The organism is Collinsella sp. AF38-3AC (assembly GCF_003474365.1).
Taxonomy (GTDB): Bacteria; Actinomycetota; Coriobacteriia; order Coriobacteriales; family Coriobacteriaceae; genus Collinsella.
In genome coordinates this window covers 296,140-317,072 of the sequence record NZ_QROM01000002.1, presented here as the reverse complement: position 1 = coordinate 317,072, position 20,933 = coordinate 296,140, and the positions used below count along the sequence as shown (strand labels likewise).

The window sequence follows — 20,933 nt, the reverse complement described above, 5'->3', positions numbered from 1 at the left end:
CTTCTGGTCGCGCCCTTGAAGTTGAACGTCAGATTGTCTCAAATGCGGCCCGCGTAACTAAACACGCTCCGCGATCTCGTGGATGAGGTAGTCGGTCTTTTCCCAGCCCAGGCACGGGTCGGTAATCGACTTGCCAAAGACGCCGCCGTCAACCGGCTGGTTGCCGTCCTCAAGGTAGGACTCGATCATAAAGCCCTTGACCAGCTTGGAGATGGACTCGTTGCGGCGGCAGCTGTCGAGCACCTCCTTGCAGATGCGGTACTGCTCCAGCGGGCGCTTACCTGAGTTGTCGTGGTTGCAGTCGATGACCGCCGCCGGGTTGGCATAGCCGGCATGCTCGGTGTAGCGCTCAGCCAAGCGCTCGAGGTGCTCGTAGTGGTAGTTGGGGTAGGTGCGACCGTCGAGACCGATGTAGCCACGCATGACGGCGTGTGCGAGCGGGTTGCCATCGCACTCGACTTCCCAGTTACGGAAGATGAAGCTCTGGTGCGCCTGCGCGGCGTAAATGGAGTTGAGCATTACGGTGGTAGAGCCGGCGGTGGGGTTCTTCATGCCCACAGGCACCGAAATGCCGCTCGATACCAGGCGATGCTCCTGGTTCTCAACCGAGCGCGCACCCACGGCGACATAGCTCAGCAGGTCGATGAGGTACTGGTAGTTCGACGGGTAGAGCATCTCATCGGCGGTAAAGAAGCCGGTCTCCTCGATGACACGCAGGTGCATGTGGCGGATGGCCTTAACGCCTTCGAGCAGGTCATCGGGCGCCTCGGGGTCGGGGTTGTGCAGCAGGCCCTTGTAGCCGGTGCCCTTGGTGCGCGGCTTGTTGGTGTAAACACGCGGGATGATGATGAGCTTGTCCTTGACGTCCTCGGCGGTTTTGGCCAGGCGGTTCATGTACTCGAGCACCGAGTCCTCGCGATCGGCAGAGCACGGGCCAATGATGAGCACCTTGCGTGCGTCCTCGCCGGCAAAGACCTTGGCGACCTCGGCATCGAATGCCTGCTTCTTGGCAGTAAGCTCGGCGGAAAGCGGCATTTCCTCGCGGATCTCCATGGGGATCGGCAGCCTGCGTTTGAATTCCATGGCCATACGGGGCCTCCTTTATCAATTAACGGCAACAATTGGCGAATTCTCGAATGCTCGGCATTATCCGCTGTCGCACGCTAAAGTGCAAGCGAAACCTACCGAAAAGGGACAGGTTTATTTCGGTCGGTTTTATCTGGGGAAATGTCGGCACTCGCCGGAAGGGGGGCCGGCGTACGACATGCTGGAGCAAGTTGGATCTTCTGTGGCATACCCCGTGGACAAAAAATGGCAAATATGAGTACTGTTGCTAGCTTAGTATCATATCGACCTTATAAGATATTAGACACAACAGTAGATATGTTCATTAACGTTGGCACGCAGAAGCATGCTACCGGGCGTTTTGATCAATTTGAAGGCATATCTAGGCCGCAAAGACGTCGTTTGGGGCAGTTTTGGCTGTTACTAAAAAGGTGACAGTACTCATATTTGCCATTTTTTGCCCACGGGGTCTTGAGGGAGAGCGTCAATCAGGTTCCAGGGGAGGCGTTTCGAGGCCCAAAGGACACAAAACGGGGGCGCAGGTTGTCCTGCGCCCCCGTTCTCGGGCGTTATTCGTTCCCTGCGGCAGAATTTACGCCGCTTCGTCGAACTGCGAGTTGTACAGGTCGGCGTAGAAGCCGCCTTGGGCGAGCAGCTCATCGTGCGTGCCCTTCTCGACGATGTCGCCGTCGCGAATTACCAAGATCACGTCGGCGTTGCGGATCGTGGACAGGCGATGCGCGATGACAAAGCTGGTACGGCCCTGCATCAGCGCATCCATGGCGCGCTGAATGAGCTCCTCGGTGCGGGTATCCACGTTGGATGTCGCCTCGTCCAGAATCAGCGCCGGGCGGTCGGCCAAAATGGCGCGGGCGATGGTCACGAGCTGGCGCTGGCCCTGCGACAGGTTGGTACCTTCCTCGTTGATCATAAAGTCGTAGCCGCCGGCGAGCGTATGGATAAAGTGATCGCAGCGCGCTGCGCGTGCAGCTGCCTCGACCTCGGCATCGCTCGCGTCGGGGCGTCCGTAGCGGATGTTCTCGCGGATGGTGCCGTTAAACAGCCAGGTATCCTGCAGCACCATGGCAAACTCGCCGCGAAGTGCCGCGCGGTCCCAGTCGCGCACGTCGATGCCCTCGACGCGTAGCGAACCGTCGTCCACATCGTAGAAACGCTGCAGCAGCTTGATGAGCGTGGTCTTTCCAGCGCCGGTGGGACCGACGATGGCGATGGTCTGGCCGGGCTGCGCCTCGCAGCTAAAGTCGTGGATGATGGTCTTGTCCGGCGTGTAGCCAAACTTGACATGGTCAAACTCCACGTGGCCAGGGCGCTTCTCGGGGATCTGTGCGTCGACCTTCTGCTCCTCCTCGGGCGCTGCCAAGAACTCAAAGACGCGCTCGGTGGCGGCGGCCATCGACTGCATCGTGTTGCTCACGTTGCCCAGCTGCTGCACGGGTTGAGTAAAGTTGCGAACGTACTGGATAAAGCTCTGAATATCGCCAGGCGTGGCATTGCCGGTCAGCGCGAGCTGCGCACCCACCACGACGACGCCCACGTAGCCCATGTTGCCCACCAAGCTCATAAGCGGCATCATCAGGCCCGACAGGAACTGCGAGCGCCAGCCGCTAATAAAGAGACGGTCGTTCTCCTTATCGAACTCCTCGATCGAGGCCTCGGCGCGGTCGAACACCTGAATGACGTTCTGGCCGGCAAAGTCCTCCTCGATAATGCCGTTGACGGTGCCCAGGACCTGCTGCTGCTCGCGGAAGTACGGCTGCGAGAAGTGAATCATCACCATCAAGATAATCGCGGCGGCCGGCAGCGTGAGCACGGTGACGCCGGTGAGCGGCAGGCTGATCGACAGCATCATGACGAGTACGCCGATAATCTGCGTGATGGACGTGATGAGCTGCGTCACGCTCTGGTTGAGCGACTGGCCGAGCGTATCGACGTCGTTGGTAATGCGGCTGAGCACGTCGCCCTTGCTGTGGCCGTTGAAGTAGCTCATCGGTACGACGGCGATCTTGGCGGCGATCTCCTTGCGCATGCGGTAGCAGATCTTTTGCGTAACGCCGGTCATGAGCCAGCCCTGGATCAGGCTGCAGGCAGAGCTCGCCAGGTACAGGCAGAGCAAAAAGCCGAGCGTCTTGGCGATCCAGTTAAAGTCGACATCGCCGGTACCGTTGACCTTGGCAACCAGGCCTTCGAACAGCTTGGTCGTAACCTGGCCGAGCACCTTGGGCCCCACAATGTTAAAGATGACCGAGCACACGGCAAAGGCGACGGCGGCAAACACGGCAACCTTGTGTTGGCCGATATAGCCGAGCAGCTGCCGAATGGTGCCCTTAAAGTCCTTGGCCTTTTCGCCGCGGCCCATGCTGCCCATACGACCCATGGGGCCACGCTGGCGGGTGGGTTTGGGAATCTGAGTCTTGGTCTCGTCTGCCATTATCGCTCGCCTCCTTCCATAACAGCTGCAATCTCTTCTTGGGTAAGCCCCAGTTCCTCGGCAGAAAGCTGCGACTGTGCGATCTCCAAGTACGCCGGGCAGTTGTGCAACAGCTCCTCGTGCGTGCCGGTGCCCACTACGTGGCCGTCATCGAGCACGATGATCTGGTCGGCGTGCATGATGGTCGCGATGCGCTGGGCCACGACCACGAGCGCAGCGTCAGTGACGTTTTTGGCAAGCTCCTCGCGCAGGCGCGCGTCGGTCTTGTAGTCGAGGGCGCTAAACGAATCATCGAACACTAGGACCTCGGGCTTTTTGGCCAGGGCGCGGGCGATGGCCAGACGCTGGCGCTGACCGCCCGAGACATTGGAGCCGCCCTGGCTGATGGGGGAGTCGTAACCGCCCTCGCGCTCGGCGATAAAGTCCTCGGCCTGTGCGATGCGCGCTGCCTGGCGCATATCCTCGTCACTAACCATATCGCCGGCAAACTTGAGGTTGCTCTCGACGGTGCCCGAGAACAGACGACCCTGCTGCGGGATGTAACCGATGCGACGGCGCAGTTCGGAAAGGGTCATATCGCGCACGTCGATACCGTCGAGCGAAATGCTGCCGCCCGTCACGTCGTACAGGCGCGGAATCAGCTGCACGAGCGTGGACTTGCCCGAGCCCGTGGAGCCAATGATGCCGAGCATCTGGCCGGCGTGCGTGGTGAAGCTCACGCCGCTGATGACATCGGCGCGGGCATCGGGGTACTGGAAGCTCACGTCGCGGAAGGTGAGCTCACCGCGCGGCGCGCTTGCCGCGGGCAGCTTGGGCGAGACGGGGTCGTTGATGCTTGTGGGGCAGGTGATGACCTCTTCCACGCGCTCGGCTGCGACCTCGGCGCGGGGCAGGATGACCGAAACCATGGTGAGGATCATAAACGCCATGACGATCTGCATGGTGTAGGAGATAAACGCCATCATGTTGCCGACCTGCATCACGCCGTCGGACACGCCCTGCGCGCCAAACCAGACGATAAGCACGGTGATGCAGTTCATGACGAGCATCATGAGCGGCATCATAAAGCTCATGGCGCGGTTGGTGTAGAGCTGCGTGGTCATCAGATCGAGTGATGCCTTGTCAAAACGCTCGAGCTCGTGCTCCTCGCGGTTAAACGAGCGGATGGGCATAAGGCCGTCGAGCAGCTCGCGCGCGGTAAGGTTCACGCGGTCCACAAAGCTCTGCATCTTTTTGAACTTGGGCATGGTGAGGCCCATGAGCACGCCGACGACGGCCGAGACCGCGATGATGGCCACGGCGATGGTCCATTCCAGGCCGGTGTGGTTGGACAGGACGCGCATGACCGCGACGATGCCCATGACGGGCGCCATGAGGCACATGCGGATGAACAGGGTCGCTGCCATCTGGATCTGCTGAATGTCGTTGGTGCAGCGGGTGATGAGCGAGGCCTGGCTAAACTTGCCCACCTCGGCCGGCGAAAAGTGCATGACCTTGTTGAAGGTCTCGCGGCGCAGGTCGCGGGCGATGGAGCAAGCAGTGCGCGAGGCCACGGCGCCGGTCAGGATGGTGGCGACAAGCGACACCAGGCACAGGCCAAACATCGTGGTCGCCATACGGCCCAGGTAGGAGTTCTGCACGTCGGCGGGGTCGATACCCTGCGCCTTGTACTCGTCCTGCACGTAGGTCACGGCGCGCTGCGTGACGATGGAACCCGACATGGAGCCCATTTTGTCCGCCATCTCGTTGGCACCTTCGACGAGCTTGCTTTGGTCTACCAGACCGCCCTCGATGCCCAGACGTAGGCTCTTCATGGTGATCTTACCGCCGTCGGCATCAATCTGCTTTTGCATGTTCTGTGCCGCTGCGGCCTTCTGCTGCATTTCGGCGAGCTGCTCGGGCGTCATCGCCGCCATCTGCTCGGGGGAGGGCATGGCCTGGGCGGCGCTGTTATCTTTCTCACTGGACGTGCCCATCATGTCGCCCATGGAGCTGGCATCGATGCCCTGGTTGAGCGAAAGGACGACGGTCTCGGGCAGGCTCATGATATCGGCGAGCTTGCTGCCGTCGGCGCGCTCATCTTCTGTTCCCTTGTACGTTCGAATGCCGTTCTTGTTCGCCTTGCTAAACACGGCCTCCACAGCCTTGGCATCCTTGGCGCTCATGAAGAGCTTGAGGTCATCGAGCGATTCGGCGCGAATGGTGTCGGGTACGGGCGAGGCGATGCCGCCTTGCTGCACGCCCACATCGACGATGTCACTCATATACGTAGGTAGCGCTAGGTCGGCATTGCAGCTGATTACGATAAGTACGATAGCTGTGAACAGTGCCAGAATATGCTCTTTAAAGAGCTTGAGAATCCTCACTCGGCATCTCTCCTTTCTTGATTGCGGTCGATAATTTCGTTGGCGCGTCTAAGAAGGCGCACCATCTCTTGGGTATCTGTTTCGCCGAGCTGCTCGAGGAAGGCCGCGGTGCGGTCCTCGAATTCCCGACGTTTGATTGCGAGATCCTGGAATCCCTTGTCGGTCACCGTGACGTGTACGCGACGACGGTCGGTCTTTGAGTGCTCGCGCTCGACCCAGCCCTTGGCTTCGAGAGCGCGCAGGATATTGGCGATGCGGGCGCTCGAGACCCAGGCACGATCAGCGAGTTCGCTCGGTGTGAGCGAACCACCAGCGAGCATGAGGGCGCGCATGACGGCCATCTCGCCGCTCAGGGCCTGGTCGGCAAAGCGCGAAATGCGCTGATGCATGCTGCCAAACTCGGTAAAGAGCTGACGCCCAAGCGCATGGAAATCGGTATCTTCCACCGAAAACCCCTAACACTAGAAACTATTTTCGGTGGAAGATGATACCCACATACGCGGGCTTCATGCGGTGAGCAATATAAAGAGCGCATAAAGACTTAAAACCATTCAATTGGTGAAGCGTTTCAAAGAATTATCATGCACGCGGTTGGGCGAGGGGTTGTCACCACCATGACGATTGGGACTCAAGTAACGCCACGCGCGATGCTCCAACTTCCCGCAAGGAGACACCTGAATCAAGGGGGTTGGAGTCATGGCATTTGACTTCACGGGCAAAACCGCGATCGTTACCGGCGGCACTCAGGGCATTGGCCTCGAGATTGCCAAGGGTATCGTTGCGGGCGGCGGACACGTCGCGCTCATCGCAAGGAACGCTACCAAGGGCGAGGCCGCGGTGGCCGAGCTTGGCGAGGGCAACAAGTTCTACCAGCTCGATGTCGCCGATGCGTCCAAGGCGCGCGAGACCGTCGAGCAGATCTTCGCGGATCTGCCCCAGACCAACATTCTGATCAACTGCGCCGGTGTCATCAGCACCAAGAAGTTCGACGAGATCGACGACACCGAATGGCGCCGCACCATCGACATCAACCTCAACGGCACCTTTACCATGATGAATGCCGTGTACCCGCACTTTAAGGCGGCCCACACCGGCACCATCGTCAACGTGAGCTCTGTGGCCGGCAAGATCGGCGGCGGCCTGCTCGGCACTGCTGCCTACGCAAGCTCCAAGGCCGGTGTCAACGGCCTAACCAAGGCGGTCGCCAAGGAAGGCGGTAAGTTCGGCATCCGCTGCAACGCCGTGTGCCCGTCGCTTACCCTTACCGACATGACCTCGATTCTCTCTGATGAGAACTCTCAGCGCATCATCAACGGTATTCCCCTGGGCCGCGCTGCCCAGGCTAGCGAGCCTGCACAGATGGTGCTGTTCTTTGCTTCCGACCTCGCCAGCTTCGTGAACGGCGAGATCGGCGACTGCGACGGCGGCATCGTCCTGGACGGGTAATACCCCGCGGCGATAATTCGGCGACGGCTCCTGCGACTCGGGACCGTCGCCTTCTTTCTGACTCAGGAGCGTGTGGCCGCGTGTCACACGCATCAAAAGGAGATATAAATGAGTGAATCGACTGCGGTGGAGGCGCCGGCAACAAAAGAGCCGTTCTTTAAGATGTCCTCCATCCCGGGCGCCAATATCCTGGTGCCGCTTTTTTTGGGTTGCCTGCTCAACACGCTGTTCCCCGACCTGTTTAAAACGCTCGGCAGCTTTACGCTCGGTATGACCCAGCAGGGCGCCGGCCCGCTTGTGGGCGCTTTTTTGCTCATCGTCGGTACGACGATTTCGTTTAAGAGCGCTCCTGCTGCCGCTGCCCGCGGTGCCATTATCATTGCCGTCAAGCAGATCGTGGTTGTCGCCGTGTCGCTGCTCATCCTTTATGTGTTCAACGACAACCTGTTTGGCATCTCGGCCATGGTGATGCTGGCCGCTTGCACGGGTGCCAACAACGCTATGTACGCTGGATTGATGGGCACCATGGGCAACGAGGCCGAGCGTGGCGCCGTCGCCATCACTACGCTGGTTGTCGGCCCTCCGGTCACGATGATCGTGCTCGGCGCCGCCGGCCAGGCTCCGATCGGCTGGTCGCTCGTGGGCGCCATCCTGCCGATCGTCGTCGGCATTATTCTGGGTAACCTCTTCCCGAGCTTTAAGAAGATGATGGCACCGGCACTTTCCGCCATCATCGTGCTCGTCTTCTTTGCCATGGGCTCGACCATGACTTTTGGTCAGCTTATCAACGGCGGTCTTCCCGGCATTCTGCTCGGCGTGATCTGCTCGGTGGTCTTCGCTATCCCCGTTGTTGCGGTCGATAAGCTTACCGGTGGCACCGGTGTCGCAGGTGCGGCAATCTCCAGCTGCGCCGGAGCCAATGTGGCCACGCCTGCTGCCATGGCTAGCGTCAACGAGGCCATGTACGGCGGTGCGGTGCTCGCGACGGCTACGGCTCAGGTTGCAGCCTGCGCTATCGTGACGGCCATTTTGACCCCGCTGGTCACCAGCTGGTGCTACAAGCATTTTCAGGGCCAGCAGAGCAACAGCAAGGCAGCGACCGGCAGCGCCGCCTCAGCCGCTTAATGCCAAGCGGCAATCAAAGCTAAAAAACTAGCCACGCCACAGGGCGGCCGCGGGGAAAATCCCGTGGCCGCCCTTCAGTTTCTGAAGGGTCTCTAGGACACTTTACCCTGCTAAAGCTGGCATAACAGCTAGAGTGAAGGACGTATAAAGGCAAGGGGAAATATCAAACAATTCGGCGAACGGTAGCTGATGACGCGTGCGTTTCCTGCGGATTTGTCAAAAAAGGACTAATGGTATAAAAAAAGGAACATATAACAGCCCTGATGAAGGGGGTGGCTATGTTATCCTTCACAGACGGGTGAAATCTTGGGTTTAGGGTTGCAAGACCAAGGTGAATAAACGTTTTTCCCTGCGCTAACGCGCGATGAAAGGCGAATGAAGCCGGTCATGCAGGTCGAATATTCAAGAATTCAATAAGCAGCGGTGTGAGAGCGCCGCATAATACGTAACTAGGAGCGTGGTTACACAATGCAGGAGGCATGGGAAGGCTTCAAGGAAGGCATCTGGACGGGAGAGGTTGACGTCCGAGACTTCATCCAGAAGAACTACACCCCCTACGAGGGCGACGAGTCGTTCCTCGCCGGCCCGACCGAGCGTACCAAGGAGCTGTGGGGCGAGGTTCTCGATCTGCTGCTCAAGGAGCGCGAGCAGGGCGGCGTCCTCGATATGGACACCAAGACCGTCACGGGTATCGTGAGCCATCCCGCTGGCTACATCGATAACGCCCATCGTGAGAAGGAGACCATCGTCGGCCTCCAGACCGACAAGCCGCTCAAGCGCGCGTTGCACGTCAACGGCGGTATCCGCATCGCTTGCCAGGCTGCTAGCCAGCACGGCTACAAGATCGACGAGAACGTTGTCGAGCGCTACACCTTCGAGCGCAAGACCCACAACGCGGGCGTCTTCGATGTCTACACCCCCGAGATGCGCGCTTGCCGTTCGGCCCACATCATCACCGGTCTGCCCGATGGCTATGGCCGCGGCCGCATCATCGGCGACTACCGTCGTGTCGCCCTGTACGGTGTCGACTACCTGATCAAGGACAAGGAGGCCCAGAAGGCTTCCACCCCGACGGTCATGACTGCCGACAACATCCGCGATCGTGAGGAGCTGCAGGAGCAGATCCGTGCCCTCGGCGAGCTCAAGATGATGGCCGAGACCTATGGTTTCGATATCTCCAAGCCTGCTACCAACACGCAGGAGGCCATCCAGTGGATGTACTTCGCCTACCTCGCTGCCGTCAAGGAGCAGAACGGCGCCGCTATGTCCATCGGCCGTACCTCCACGTTCATCGACATTTACGCTGAGCGCGACCTTGCCAACGGCACCTTCACCGAGGAGCAGATCCAGGAGTTCGTGGATCACTTCATCATGAAGCTCCGCATGGTCAAGTTTGCCCGTACCCCCGAGTACCAGGCGCTGTTCACCGGCGACCCGCAGTGGGTCACCGAGTCCATCGGCGGCATGGGCGTCGACGGCCGTACGCTCGTTACCAAGATGAGCTACCGCTACCTGCACACGCTCGAGAACATGGGCACCAGCCCCGAGCCCAACATGACCGTTCTGTGGTCGACCCGTCTGCCCGAGAACTTCAAGAAGTTCTGCGCCAAGACTTCCGTCGCCAGCTCCTCGATCCAGTACGAGAACGATGACCTCATGCGTGTTTACCACGGCGACGACTACGGCATTGCCTGCTGCGTGTCCTCCATGCGCATTGGCAAGGAGATGCAGTTCTTCGGCGCCCGCGCCAACCTGGCCAAGTGCCTGCTGTACGCACTCAACGGCGGTGTTGACGAGGTCTCCAAGAAGCAGGTCGGCCCCAAGTACCGCGCCGTCGAGGGCGACACGCTCGATTACGACGACGTCGTGGCAAAGTACAACGACATGATGAAGTGGCTCGCTGGCGTGTACGTCAACTCGCTGAACATCATTCACTACATGCACGACAAGTATTGCTATGAGCGCATTCAGATGGCTCTGCACGACAAGCACGTGCACCGCTGGTTCGCTACGGGCATCGCTGGCCTTTCCGTCGTGGCTGACTCCCTGTCTGCCATCAAGTACGCCAAGGTCCACCCCGTCCGTGACGAGAATGGCATCATCGTCGACTTCGAGACCGAGGGCGAGTTCCCCAAGTACGGTAACGACGACGACCGCGTCGACCAGATCGCTCACGACGTTGTGCACCAGTTCATGGAGTACATCCGCATGAACGACACCTACCGTAACTCCGTGCCCACGACCTCGGTTCTGACCATTACCTCCAACGTCGTGTACGGCAAGAAGACCGGTTCTACGCCTGATGGCCGCAAGGCTGGCCAGCCCTTCGCCCCGGGTGCTAACCCCATGCACAAGCGCGATAGCCTCGGCGCCATCGCCTCGCTGTCTTCGGTTTCCAAGCTCCCGTTCCGCGATGCTCAGGACGGCATCTCCAACACCTTCTCCATCATCCCGGGTGCTCTCGGCAAGGAGGACCAGGTGTTCTTTGGCGATATCGACCTTGATCAGCTAGGCGAGTAACTATTGTTAGTGCTATACTAACAATAACGATTACTGATTGGCGCGCCGGTTTCGGCCGGCGCCTATCAATCGAAGGAGACACATTATGAAGGTTTCTGAAGTTTCCGAGACTCAGGCCGATAACCTGGTCCACATGCTCGACGCTTACGCCGAGAAGGGTGGCCACCACCTGAACATCAACGTCTTTAACCGTGAGACGCTGCTCGACGCTCAGGCTCACCCCGAGAAGTATCCGCAGCTGACCATCCGCGTTTCCGGCTACGCCGTGAACTTCCACACGCTCACCAAGGAGCAGCAGGACGAGGTCATTTCGCGTACCTTCCACAACAAGTTCTAAAGGGGTTAAACTCCCGCAGGATCGCCGGGCCGCTTTGGGTTACTCTCCAAAACGTCCTCGGACATGCAAAGAGGCTCCGCTACGCGCTTCGCGCGGCGGGGCCTCTTTGCGTCCAGTGCGGAATGTTTTGGAAAGTAACCCAAAGCGGCCCGGCTGGGGTCCTGTGTAGTCACCCTTTAGGCGGAACTCTCCTGATGGACTGGACGCACGAGATACTTTCTTGGCAGCTACCGTTTATCGCGTATAGCTACCGTTTGCGGAGTAAGTAACACTTCTTAATAAACCGTGTAGAATCTCAGATAAGCACGGAGTTTTCCAGGGAGACGCTGTCCTTTGTTGTGTGCAAGGGACGGCGTCTCTTTGGTGCTTAGAGGCCGTTCTGCAGCAGGATGGCGGACGTGCGCCACATATTAAAGAGTCAACGTCGAGATGGGTCGTGATGATAATGGGCAAGTATGTGATCGTGGTCGAGTCCGGGTCGGACGTGACGCCAGAGCTCTGCGAGCGCTATGGCATCGTGCGCGTGCCTATGCATGTCACGATTGGTGACGAGACCGTCGAGGACGGCTCGATCGATCCGCTCGAGATTTACTCACGTTGCAACGAGCTGGACGTCATGCCCAAGACCAGCGGCTGCGCGCCGGCAGATTTTTCTCGCGTGTATGACCGCATTCATGCCGAGCAGCCCGACGCGACCATTTTGCATCTTGCATATTCCGAGGCCACGACCTGTTCGCATCAGTCCTCGAAGATTGCAGCGGAGGGGCGCGACTACGTGTTCTCCATGGACACGCGCCTTGTCTCGGTAGGACAGTCGCTCGTTGTCGTCGAGACTGCCAAATACATCGAGGCTCATCCCGATGCCACCGTTGACGAAATTTTCGCCTTCACCAATTCGGTGATAGACCGCGTGCTGTTGGGCTTTGTCCCAACCGATCTCGCCTTCCTTAAGGCCGGCGGTCGCTTGTCCAACGTCGCGTTCCTAGGCGCCCATCTGCTCAAGATTAAGCCCTGCATCGAGGTGACGGGCGGTAAGTTCGTGGCGACCAAGAAGTTCCGCGGTTCTATGCTCAAGTGCGCCCGTGCCTTTATTGACCACATGGTTGCGAAGGGCGAGATCGACTACTCGCATATTGGCCTGGCGTATTCGGTGGGTCTTTCCGAGGAGTTGCGCAACGACATGGAAGTCTATGCGCGCGACCTGGGCTTTAAGGACATTACCTGGACTCAGGTTGGTGGCGTCATCTCGAGCCACTGCGGCCCGACCGCCTTCGGTGCGGTGCTCACGCTTAAGGCGTAAAGGCCTCAGGCGAGCGTTCTTCAGGCTGACATCTCGACGTAGACCCCAGCCATGGTGATGGGGGATAGATTAAAACGTGCCATTCTAGTCCGAGACGTTTAAACGCAAGCGCATGGGCTAGAATGGCTCTGGCATTTTAATTGGTTGCATCCAAGGAGAGGCAAGGTAGCGGGAATGGCTGAGATGACGCTTGAGGGTGTGGACGCTCGTCCTGAGGATTCCGCATTTGCCCTAGGCCGCGTGCATTCGATTGAGACGATGGGAACGGTCGATGGTCCCGGCATCCGCTTTGTGGTGTTTGTTCAGGGCTGTCCCATGCGCTGTGCGTATTGTCACAATCCCGATACCTGGTCGGTTAGCGGCGGCACCATGGTGACCGTCGAGCACCTGATGGACGAGTTCCAGAGTAACCATGAGTTTTACCGCAGCGGCGGCATTACGGTTTCGGGCGGCGAGCCGCTCCTACAGCCTGAGTTTTTGGCCGACTTGTTCCGTGCAATGCACAAGAACCCCGATGGCCGCGTGCATACCTGCCTTGATAGCTGCGGATATGCGTTTGATTCCAATCACCCCGAGAAGTTCGATGCCGTTCTCAACGAGACCGACATGGTTTTGCTCGACATCAAGCATGCCGACCCGGTCGAGCATAAAAGGCTGACCGGTTGTGATCCCGCACGCATCCTGGCGTTTGGCGATGAGCTGGCGCGTCGCAGGATCAAGGTCGTTATCCGTCACGTGGTGGTACCGGGCATTACCGACACGATGGAGGAGTGCGAGGCGCTCGGTCGTTTAATCGCCCCGTGGCATAACGTGGTCGGCTTGGAGATGCTGCCGTATCACACCATGGGTGTCGTCAAATACGAGCAGCTGGGGATTCCCTATAAGCTCGAGGGCGTTCCACAGATGGATACCGCGCGCATGCCCGAGCTGCGCAACGCCGTCATGACGGCCATGAAAAAGCGCCGCGCCGAACTCAAAAACGCCATCGGATAGCAAGTCATTTTATGCTCCTCTACGATACCCGCACTGCGCTGGACTAACGGCTTCGTATCGCGCGGTTGAGTCAAAATGCTGGTACCATACCGTGGATAAGCAGTTTTCACAGGTTTGGGGGATGGTATGCCTACCATCGCAATCATCGGTGCGCTCGAAAAAGAGGTTGCGCAGATTAAAGAAGAGCTAAGCGGCACCCATGTGACGCAAGAGGCGGGCTTGACCGTTGTGAGCGGCGAGCTCGACAGTTTGTCAGTTGTCGCTACGACCGCTGGCATGGGTACCGTGAACGCCGCGGCGGCAACGCAGCATCTCATCAGCAAATATGCCCCGCAGGCCGTTGTGTTTTCGGGTATTGCGGGCGGCCTAAATCCTAAGCTCCATATTAACGACGTGGTTATAGGCAAGTGCCTGCGCTATCTCGATACCGACACGGCGCTCATCGCCGAGTCGGCGCCGGGGCTCGAGGAGTTTGTCTCGACGCCGGCGTTGGCTGATGTTGCCGCCGCCGTGCTTGCCGAGCATGGGTTTGTGGACGTATCGCTGGATGTGGCGGCTGCGGAGAAGGACCCCAAGCAGTTCCTGTGTGGCACTATCGCCACGGGTGACCGCTTTGTTACGGGTGACGCCATGCGTAACGCTGCGATTGAGGCAACGCATGCCGATTGCGTCGAGATGGAGGGCGCGGCAATTGCGCACATCGCAGCCAAGAATGGTGTCGATTGCCTGGTGCTGCGCGCTATCAGCGATAATTGCGACGAGGCATATGACGCGTTTTGCGAGCGCGAGTTCGATCTGGATGAGTACGCTCGCACCGCGAGCGGCATCACGCTTGACATCGTTCGTCGTATCGCCGCCGCGCAATAGCACGCCCGTTTTGTAAAAACCTACGACCAAGGAGTGTCCATGGCCGATTCCATTAACTACCAGCTTGCCAAGTTCGTCGCCAGCTACGGCAAGGTTTCGCAGATTCCCGAGTCCACCTGCCCCGAGGTGAGCTTTGTCGGCCGCTCCAACGTGGGCAAGTCGTCGATTATGAACAAGCTCTTTGGCCGCAAGAACCTGGTCAAGGTTTCCAGCACGCCGGGCAAGACGAGCAACATCAACTTCTTCGAGGCCGACGACGTACACTTTGTGGACCTGCCGGGTTACGGTTTCGCCCGTCGCTCCAAGGCCGAGCGCGACCGCTGGGCCGAGCTTATCGGCGACTTCTTCGACTCCGAGCGCAGCTTTAACCTGGTTGTGTCGCTGGTGGACATTCGCCACGATCCCAGTAAGCTCGACCATGACATGATCGACTATCTGCAGGGCAACGAATTCAACTTTATCGTCTGCCTCACCAAGGCCGACAAACTCAGCCGTACCCAGCAGGCCCGCCAAGCAGCAGCCATCAAAAAGCAGCTCAACGTCCCGGCCGAGAACGTGATCATCACAAGCTCCCAGACCGGTACCGGCATCGACGAACTCAAAAAGCGCATCGCCGAGGCCTGCCTCTAGTCAGGGTTAAACCGTCAAAAGCCCCCGTTCATATCACCCCAGTGATAGTTATTGGTAAACTATCACTGGGGTGATATTTTTTGGAGGTCGATATGGAGCTTTGGCACGGGTCGGAGGTTGTTGTCGAGCATCCATCGTTGGATAAATGCAGGCAATTCAATGACTATGGGCGCGGGTTTTATTGCACACCGCATGAGGAAATGGCAATGGAGTGGGCATGTCGGACCGAGTCTGATGGCATTGCCAATCGATATGAGCTTGATTTAGATGGCCTTGCGATTTTGGATTTGGAATCAGGTGGGTTCTCGATTCTCAACTGGCTTGCAATTCTGGCGAATAACAGAGAGTTCAATGTTTCAACGCCAGTAGCACGCGAGGGGCTTCGTTATCTGCTGGATAACTGCCTGATTGATATTTCTCCCTATGACGTTATTCGAGGCTATCGTGCAGACGATTCCTATTTCTCGTTTGCAAGACAGTTTGTCAACGGCATGATCTCGCTCAGGCAATTGCAGCGCATTATGTTTTTGGGGGATTTGGGCATTCAATATGCGCTTATGAGTGAGCGTGCGTTCTCGGCGATTAAGTTCCGCGATTGGAAGCAGGCTTCGGGAGCTGAGTTTTATCCCAAACGATTTGAGCGAGAACAGAACGCTCGACGAAAGTACCTGGATACGGTAAACGGATTTGACTCTGATGGTGTCGACATTAGGGATTTGATGGCAGGGAGGGTTGATTTAAATGATCCAAGAGTTAACGGATCGTGGGCCGAGTAGGACATATCCCGTCTATTACCTTGAGGACGCAATGAACAACCTCGGGGATTGCTTCGACTATGCCGTTAACGATTACGGAGCAGAAGGATCGGAAGTTGCTGAACTCTTTTGCCTGAGCGGCGTAGCTCGCGAGTTCGAACGCGGCAACGCATGGGTAGTGTCGGGAAAGTCGGGCGTTGAACTATTTGCGCTCATCTCCGAAAGATCTGGTTACCAAACAGGGTCGATGCCAGATCGGACCTACCGATTTGAGAAGACACCAGAATATTGGACGGGCTGGATACTGGCATATTTGCAGTGGCGCCTAGGGGAATCGTTCGAAGATCTGCTTCATGTTGTTCCATTTGATGCGCTGCGAAACCTGTACTACCCCTGGCATGAGGCCTCGGAGGAGCGCGTGGCGCGCCTTGTCTGTGATATGGCGAAGAAGGCGCCGCGTCAGACTAAACTGGCGCTAGCAAGAAAGAGGATTAAAAAAACCCAACAAGACCTGGCATACGAATCGGGTGTATCGCTCCGTTCAATCCAAATGTACGAGCAGCGCCAGAGAAACATCAATGAAGCTTCGGTAACAAGCGTAAGAGCCATAGCAAAAGCCCTCCACTGCAACATCGAAGACCTCCTAGAACCAGTCTTCGAATACAAAGAACCCAGCGCAGCCTAAGCCAAGCACATAGTCGAAGCCTGTCACTAGTAAGTGCTCCAGCCTATCAAGAGCCCCTACCAATAAAAAGCCATAATTTCAGCCTGGCGCCCCTTCAAAGCGTGGGTCCCTGTAGACATCGCCAGTCACGTTACCATAGGGCCACCCAGGGGCATCCCCTTAAAAACATTCCGCAGCACGAGGCCCGCTTATCCGCAGCTCCGAAGGAGCAGGATAAGCGGGCCTCAAGTGCGAGGACGTTTTTAAGGGGAAGCCCCTGGATGGCCCGGACAGACCGATCGGCGATGTCTACAGGTACTCGATTTGAGCGCCCTCGGTGTCGCACGTCAGAATATGCGTCTCACACTTGGGGAACTGCTCGCGCAGCTTGACCTGCAGGAACTTGGCTACGATGGTGTCATCGGTTACGGCCATGAGGGTTGAGCCCGAACCGCTGATCCAGATGGTCTTGGCACCGCCGTTCAGGCAGGTGTCGCGCACGGCGTTGTAATCGGGGATCAAGCGGCGACGATAGGGCTCCTGGATGCGGTCGTCATTGGCGGCGGCAATAAGGTCCAGGTCGCCGGTCTCCAGGCCGCGCGTCATGCCGGCGATGCGGCCCATTTGCCACACGGCGGTGGAGAGCGGAATCTCCTGCGGCACGACTTTGCGCGCCTCGCTCGTGTGCACCTCGTAGGGCGGAATCACAGTAATAAAACGCAAGCGATCGCTTACCTCGTAGCGCAGGCACTGGGGCAGCGAGTCGGTCGGCGTAAAGGAGCAGACGGCGCCGCCCAGGATAGCGGGGGCGACGTTATCGGGATGGCCCTCGACCTCGGTGGCGATGCGGACGAGCTCGGCGCGGTCGACGGTGTGGCCTGTCAGCGCGGCGGCAGCCATGATGCCAGCGACGACGCAGGTGGAGCTGGAACCCAGGCCGCGGGCGACGGGCACGTCGGTCTGAATGTCGATAGCGACGGGGAATGCCGGCTCGCCCCAGGCGGCCAGAGCATCGACAAAGCTCACATAGACCAGGTTATTCTCGTTTTGGAACTCCTCGGGGCAGCCCGTGATGGTGAGTTTGTCGGCGCGCTCGAAGGTGAAGTGCGAGTAGAGGCTGACGGCCATGCCGAGGGTATCGTAGCCAATACCCAAGTTGGCGCTTGTTGCTGGGACGGTGATTTTGATCATGTGAGTCCTCCTGGCGTGCCTGGCTGTTTAGTTCGCTGCTCGGGCAGTCCTGCGCAAGACGGAAAGCACATTAAGTGCTTTCCTTTGCGTGCGGAACTCGCGACGAACTAAACAGCCAGACACGCTGTGCGCGTTCGTCATCATCCCGGGGGCTATCTGATGGAAGAAGGTGCGCCGGCTTTCGCCGGCGCCTTATAAGGGGTTTTAGTTGGTAGTCATCTTTTTTGCTGCAGACTCTACGTAGTTGGCCATCTCATCGACGTCACAGACGTCTTCGAAGCGGACGGGTTTGGATTCGAGTTCGGCGAGCTGGGTCGGGGCGACCGTGTTGGTGGCCTGCTCGAGCACACGCATGGCCTCAAAGTCGTCCTCGGGAACGTCGAGGCCCAGGGCGTCGCAGCAGGCGCGCGGGAACTTGTAGGGGCTGGCGGTCGAAAGCAGCACGCGGACCTTGGCGCCCTCGGCGGGGGCGACCTGCTCAAAGACGTGATAGCCGCAAGCGGTGTGCGGGTCGATCACGTAGCCGTTGGCGTCCCAGCAGCTCTTGATGGCAGTGCGGACCTCGTCCTCGCTGGCCCAACCGCAGCCAAACACACTTTGGATCTTGGCCAGCAGCTCGGCGGGCACTTCGTAGCGACCGGTCTGTGCCAGCTGCTCCATAAGGCCGGCAACGAGCTCGCAGTCGCCATCGGACAGGAAGTAGAGCATACGCTCCAGGTTGGAGCTGATAAGGATGTCCATCGACGGCGAGATGGTCGTGAAGAACGGACGGTTGCGGTCGTAGACGCCGGTGGCCAGGAAGTCGGCCAGCACGTTGTTCTTGTCGCTCGCCACGACGAGCTTGGCGACGGGCAGACCCATGCGCTTGGCGTAGTAGCCGGCCAAGATATCGCCAAAGTTGCCGGTCGGCACACAGAACTCTACGGCGTCGCCAGCCTCGATAGCGGCGGCGCGCAGCAGCTGCGCATAGGCGGCAAAGTAGTAGACGACCTGCGGCACCAGGCGGCCGACGTTGATGGAGTTGGCGCTCGAAAGCACCGTGCCGGCGGCCTCCAGGCGCTCGGCCAGCTCCTTATCGGCAAAGATGCGTTTGACGGCGCTCTGGGCGTCGTCAAAGTTGCCGCGGATACCGCAGACGGCGACGTTGTCGCCCTCCTGTGTGGACATCTGCAGATTCTGGACGCGGCTGACCTTGCCCTCGGGATAAAAGACGGTAATGCCCGTGCCCGGAGCATCGGCAAAACCAGCGAGTGCGGCCTTGCCCGTGTCGCCTGACGTGGCGGTGACGATCATGATGCGCTCGGCGCCGCCTTCTTTGGCGGAGGTGCGGGCCATCAGGCGGGGGAGCATCTGCAGGGCGACGTCCTTAAAGGCGCTCGTGGGGCCGCCAAAGAGCTCCATCACATAGGTCTGAGGGGCGTCGGCGCCCGGTGCGGCATCGAGTTTGACGAGCGGCGTAACCTCTTCGCTCGCGAACGTGCCGCGGTATGCTTCGTCGACACACGCCGAAATTTCTTCGGCCGTGTAATCATTCAGTAACATTCCCAACACATCTTGAGCGATTTCAAAGTACGATTTATCTGCAAGCGAGCTGATATCGACCTGCTGGGTGCCGAGCTCGTCCGAGACAAACAAACCCCCGTCGGGAGCGATGCCAGTACGGATTGCCACCTTACTTGAGCACGATAAAGTGCGTCCTCGTGTACTATGATAAGTTCCCATATAACACTGCTCCTCGGATGCCTTGGTCCCAATCGGTGAAACCATGGTATCAGAGCGCGCAAAATAGGTTCGCAGAGGCTTTTTAGAAAGGTAACCTCCAGCCCATGATTAAGATTGCCAAGTTTGGCGGCTCGTCGGTCGCCGACGCCGAACACTTTAAGAAGATCAAGGCCATCGTCGATGCCGACCCTGCCCGCCGTTTTGTGGTGGTTTCTGCCTGCGGTCGCCGTTTTAAGGGCGACACCAAGGTGACCGACCTGCTTTACCTGGTTAACGCGCACGTTAAGTACCACGTGTCGTGCGAGGAACTGCTCGAGGACATTGGCCAGCGCTACTTTGATATCGCTGACGAGTTGGAGCTCACCTATCCCATCCGCGAAGAGTTTGCGGCCTTTGCCGAGCGTGCTCGCTCCGGTGGCTACTCCACTGAGGAGCTTGTGAGCCGCGGCGAGTACTTCACCGCTCGCCTGATGGCCGAGTACCTGGGCCTGCCGTTCCTGGACGCCGCGACGGTCGTTGCATTCCATCACGATGGTACGCTCAGCATGAACCGCACCTCCGAGTTGGTGCAGGAGTACGGTCAGCAGGGCGGCTTTGTTATGCCCGGTTTCTATGGCGCGACGCGTGAGGGTCAGATCAAGCTGCTCGATCGTGGCGGCGGCGATATTTCCGGCTCGATTCTGGCCAAGTGCCTGGGCGCCGATCTGTACGAGAACTGGACCGACGTTTCGGGCTTCTATTCTGCCGATCCGCGTATTGTGCCCGAGGCTCAGCCCATCGCCCGCGTTACCTACGAGGAGCTGCGTGAGCTTTCGTACATGGGCGCAAGCGTCCTGCACGAGGAGGCCGTGTTTCCTGTGCGTGAGGCGGGTATTCCGCTGGTCATCAAGAACACCAATGCGCCGCAGGACCCCGGCACCATCATTAGCGAGACGGCTGACGAGGGCGAGGCAGAGCCCATCATTACCGGCGTGACCGGCAAGCGCGGCTTTGTCGCCATCAATGTGGCCCGCGACCGCACCAAGCCCCGCGTCGGCTTTATGCGCCGCGCGCTTTCGGTGTTCGAGCGCTATGACGTTTCCGTTGAGCACATGCCCACCGGCGTCGATCGCTTTGGCGCCGTGGTGCAGGAGCAGGATGTGCACGATTCGCTGTACTCGCTTGTGGGCGACATTCAACAGGAAGTCGAGCCGCTCGAGATCGAGGTCGTTGAGGGTCTGGCACTTATTGCTACCGTCGGTCGTAACCTGCGCGGTCGTGCAGGTATCTCGGGCCATCTGTTTGGCATGCTCGGCCAGGCCGGCGTGAGCGTGCGCATGATTTCGCAGAGCTGTGACGAGATCAATATCATTATCGGTGTCGAGGAGAAGGACTTCGACCTGGCGATTCAGACCATTTACCGTGCCTTCTCCGACGAAAACGGCATTGTGAAGGTCTCCGATCTGGAGGCTCCTGCGCCGGTCGATCCCGCTCTGGCCGCGCTCAAAAAGTAGCGACTGTTCG

General features: G+C 58.8%; 17 protein-coding genes. 11 read left to right on the top strand and 6 right to left on the bottom strand.

Features of this window, described 5'->3' with window-relative positions; all coding sequences use genetic code 11:
- Positions 1 to 57 precede the first annotated feature (57 nt).
- From DW029_RS02795 to DW029_RS02780, 4 genes are all read right to left on the bottom strand, one after another.
- Positions 58 to 1,089: a 3-deoxy-7-phosphoheptulonate synthase gene (locus DW029_RS02795; RefSeq protein WP_118099168.1), complete on the bottom strand. Its 1,032-nt coding sequence runs from the start codon at positions 1,087 to 1,089 to the stop codon at positions 58 to 60.
- A 568-nt stretch (positions 1,090 to 1,657) separates the two neighbouring features.
- Complete coding sequence (locus tag DW029_RS02790; RefSeq protein ID WP_117743242.1) at positions 1,658 to 3,514, bottom strand: ABC transporter ATP-binding protein; 1,857 nt, start codon at positions 3,512 to 3,514, stop codon at positions 1,658 to 1,660.
- Entirely contained in the window at positions 3,514 to 5,880 is a 2,367-nt protein-coding gene (locus DW029_RS02785) for an ABC transporter ATP-binding protein (RefSeq protein WP_118345204.1), read from the bottom strand. Before DW029_RS02785 ends, DW029_RS02790 begins: the two co-directional genes overlap by 1 nt.
- On the bottom strand, positions 5,877 to 6,326 hold the full coding sequence (locus DW029_RS02780) for a MarR family winged helix-turn-helix transcriptional regulator (RefSeq protein ID WP_117743240.1): 450 nt from the start codon (positions 6,324 to 6,326) through the stop codon (positions 5,877 to 5,879). The genes DW029_RS02785 and DW029_RS02780 overlap by 4 nt, the downstream gene beginning before the upstream one ends.
- Before the next feature lie 250 nt (positions 6,327 to 6,576).
- Between DW029_RS02780 and DW029_RS02775 the strand changes: the two genes are divergently transcribed.
- From DW029_RS02775 to DW029_RS02730, 10 genes are all read left to right on the top strand, one after another.
- The gene (locus DW029_RS02775) at positions 6,577 to 7,326 is read left to right on the top strand and encodes an SDR family NAD(P)-dependent oxidoreductase (RefSeq protein ID WP_117763451.1); all 750 of its coding nucleotides are present in this window, start codon (positions 6,577 to 6,579) and stop codon (positions 7,324 to 7,326) included.
- A gap of 108 nt (positions 7,327 to 7,434) precedes the next feature.
- Complete coding sequence (locus tag DW029_RS02770; protein ID WP_117743238.1) at positions 7,435 to 8,451, top strand: 2-keto-3-deoxygluconate permease; 1,017 nt, start codon at positions 7,435 to 7,437, stop codon at positions 8,449 to 8,451.
- Between the two features lie 468 nt (positions 8,452 to 8,919).
- Positions 8,920 to 10,971: a formate C-acetyltransferase gene (pflB, locus tag DW029_RS02765; protein ID WP_117735726.1), complete on the top strand. Its 2,052-nt coding sequence runs from the start codon at positions 8,920 to 8,922 to the stop codon at positions 10,969 to 10,971.
- An 85-nt stretch (positions 10,972 to 11,056) separates the two neighbouring features.
- A complete protein-coding gene (gene grcA3 / locus DW029_RS02760; protein WP_055252439.1) occupies positions 11,057 to 11,308 on the top strand; it encodes an autonomous glycyl radical cofactor GrcA3 in 252 nt (83 codons plus the stop codon).
- 439 nt (positions 11,309 to 11,747) lie between these two features.
- Positions 11,748 to 12,608: a DegV family protein gene (locus tag DW029_RS02755; RefSeq protein WP_233543780.1), complete on the top strand. Its 861-nt coding sequence runs from the start codon at positions 11,748 to 11,750 to the stop codon at positions 12,606 to 12,608.
- 174 nt (positions 12,609 to 12,782) lie between these two features.
- Positions 12,783 to 13,601, top strand: coding sequence for a pyruvate formate-lyase-activating protein (gene pflA, locus DW029_RS02750; protein ID WP_118345203.1), 819 nt, complete (start codon positions 12,783 to 12,785; stop codon positions 13,599 to 13,601).
- A 126-nt stretch (positions 13,602 to 13,727) separates the two neighbouring features.
- Positions 13,728 to 14,468 carry a 5'-methylthioadenosine/S-adenosylhomocysteine nucleosidase gene (gene mtnN / locus DW029_RS02745; RefSeq protein ID WP_118345202.1) on the top strand — a complete coding sequence of 247 codons (741 nt, stop codon included), beginning with the start codon at positions 13,728 to 13,730 and terminating at the stop codon, positions 14,466 to 14,468.
- A 39-nt stretch (positions 14,469 to 14,507) separates the two neighbouring features.
- Positions 14,508 to 15,098 carry a ribosome biogenesis GTP-binding protein YihA/YsxC gene (yihA, locus tag DW029_RS02740; protein ID WP_006234871.1) on the top strand — a complete coding sequence of 197 codons (591 nt, stop codon included), beginning with the start codon at positions 14,508 to 14,510 and terminating at the stop codon, positions 15,096 to 15,098.
- Positions 15,099 to 15,190: 92 nt separating this feature from the next.
- On the top strand, positions 15,191 to 15,874 hold the full coding sequence (locus DW029_RS02735; RefSeq protein WP_118272972.1) for a DUF3990 domain-containing protein: 684 nt from the start codon (positions 15,191 to 15,193) through the stop codon (positions 15,872 to 15,874).
- Complete coding sequence (locus tag DW029_RS02730) at positions 15,840 to 16,538, top strand: helix-turn-helix transcriptional regulator (RefSeq protein ID WP_233543779.1); 699 nt, start codon at positions 15,840 to 15,842, stop codon at positions 16,536 to 16,538. Before DW029_RS02735 ends, DW029_RS02730 begins: the two co-directional genes overlap by 35 nt.
- A gap of 288 nt (positions 16,539 to 16,826) precedes the next feature.
- On the opposite strand, the gene thrB is transcribed toward DW029_RS02730, so the two are convergent.
- Positions 16,827 to 17,708, bottom strand: coding sequence for a homoserine kinase (thrB, locus tag DW029_RS02725; protein ID WP_117563865.1), 882 nt, complete (start codon positions 17,706 to 17,708; stop codon positions 16,827 to 16,829).
- A gap of 204 nt (positions 17,709 to 17,912) precedes the next feature.
- Positions 17,913 to 19,430 carry a threonine synthase gene (gene thrC, locus DW029_RS02720; protein ID WP_117734233.1) on the bottom strand — a complete coding sequence of 506 codons (1,518 nt, stop codon included), beginning with the start codon at positions 19,428 to 19,430 and terminating at the stop codon, positions 17,913 to 17,915.
- Between the two features lie 104 nt (positions 19,431 to 19,534).
- On the opposite strand from thrC, the gene DW029_RS02715 reads away from it, so the two are divergent.
- Positions 19,535 to 20,923 (top strand): aspartate kinase, encoded by a 1,389-nt coding sequence (locus DW029_RS02715; RefSeq protein ID WP_055252594.1) that lies wholly within the window; start codon positions 19,535 to 19,537, stop codon positions 20,921 to 20,923.
- Positions 20,924 to 20,933: the final 10 nt, after the last annotated feature.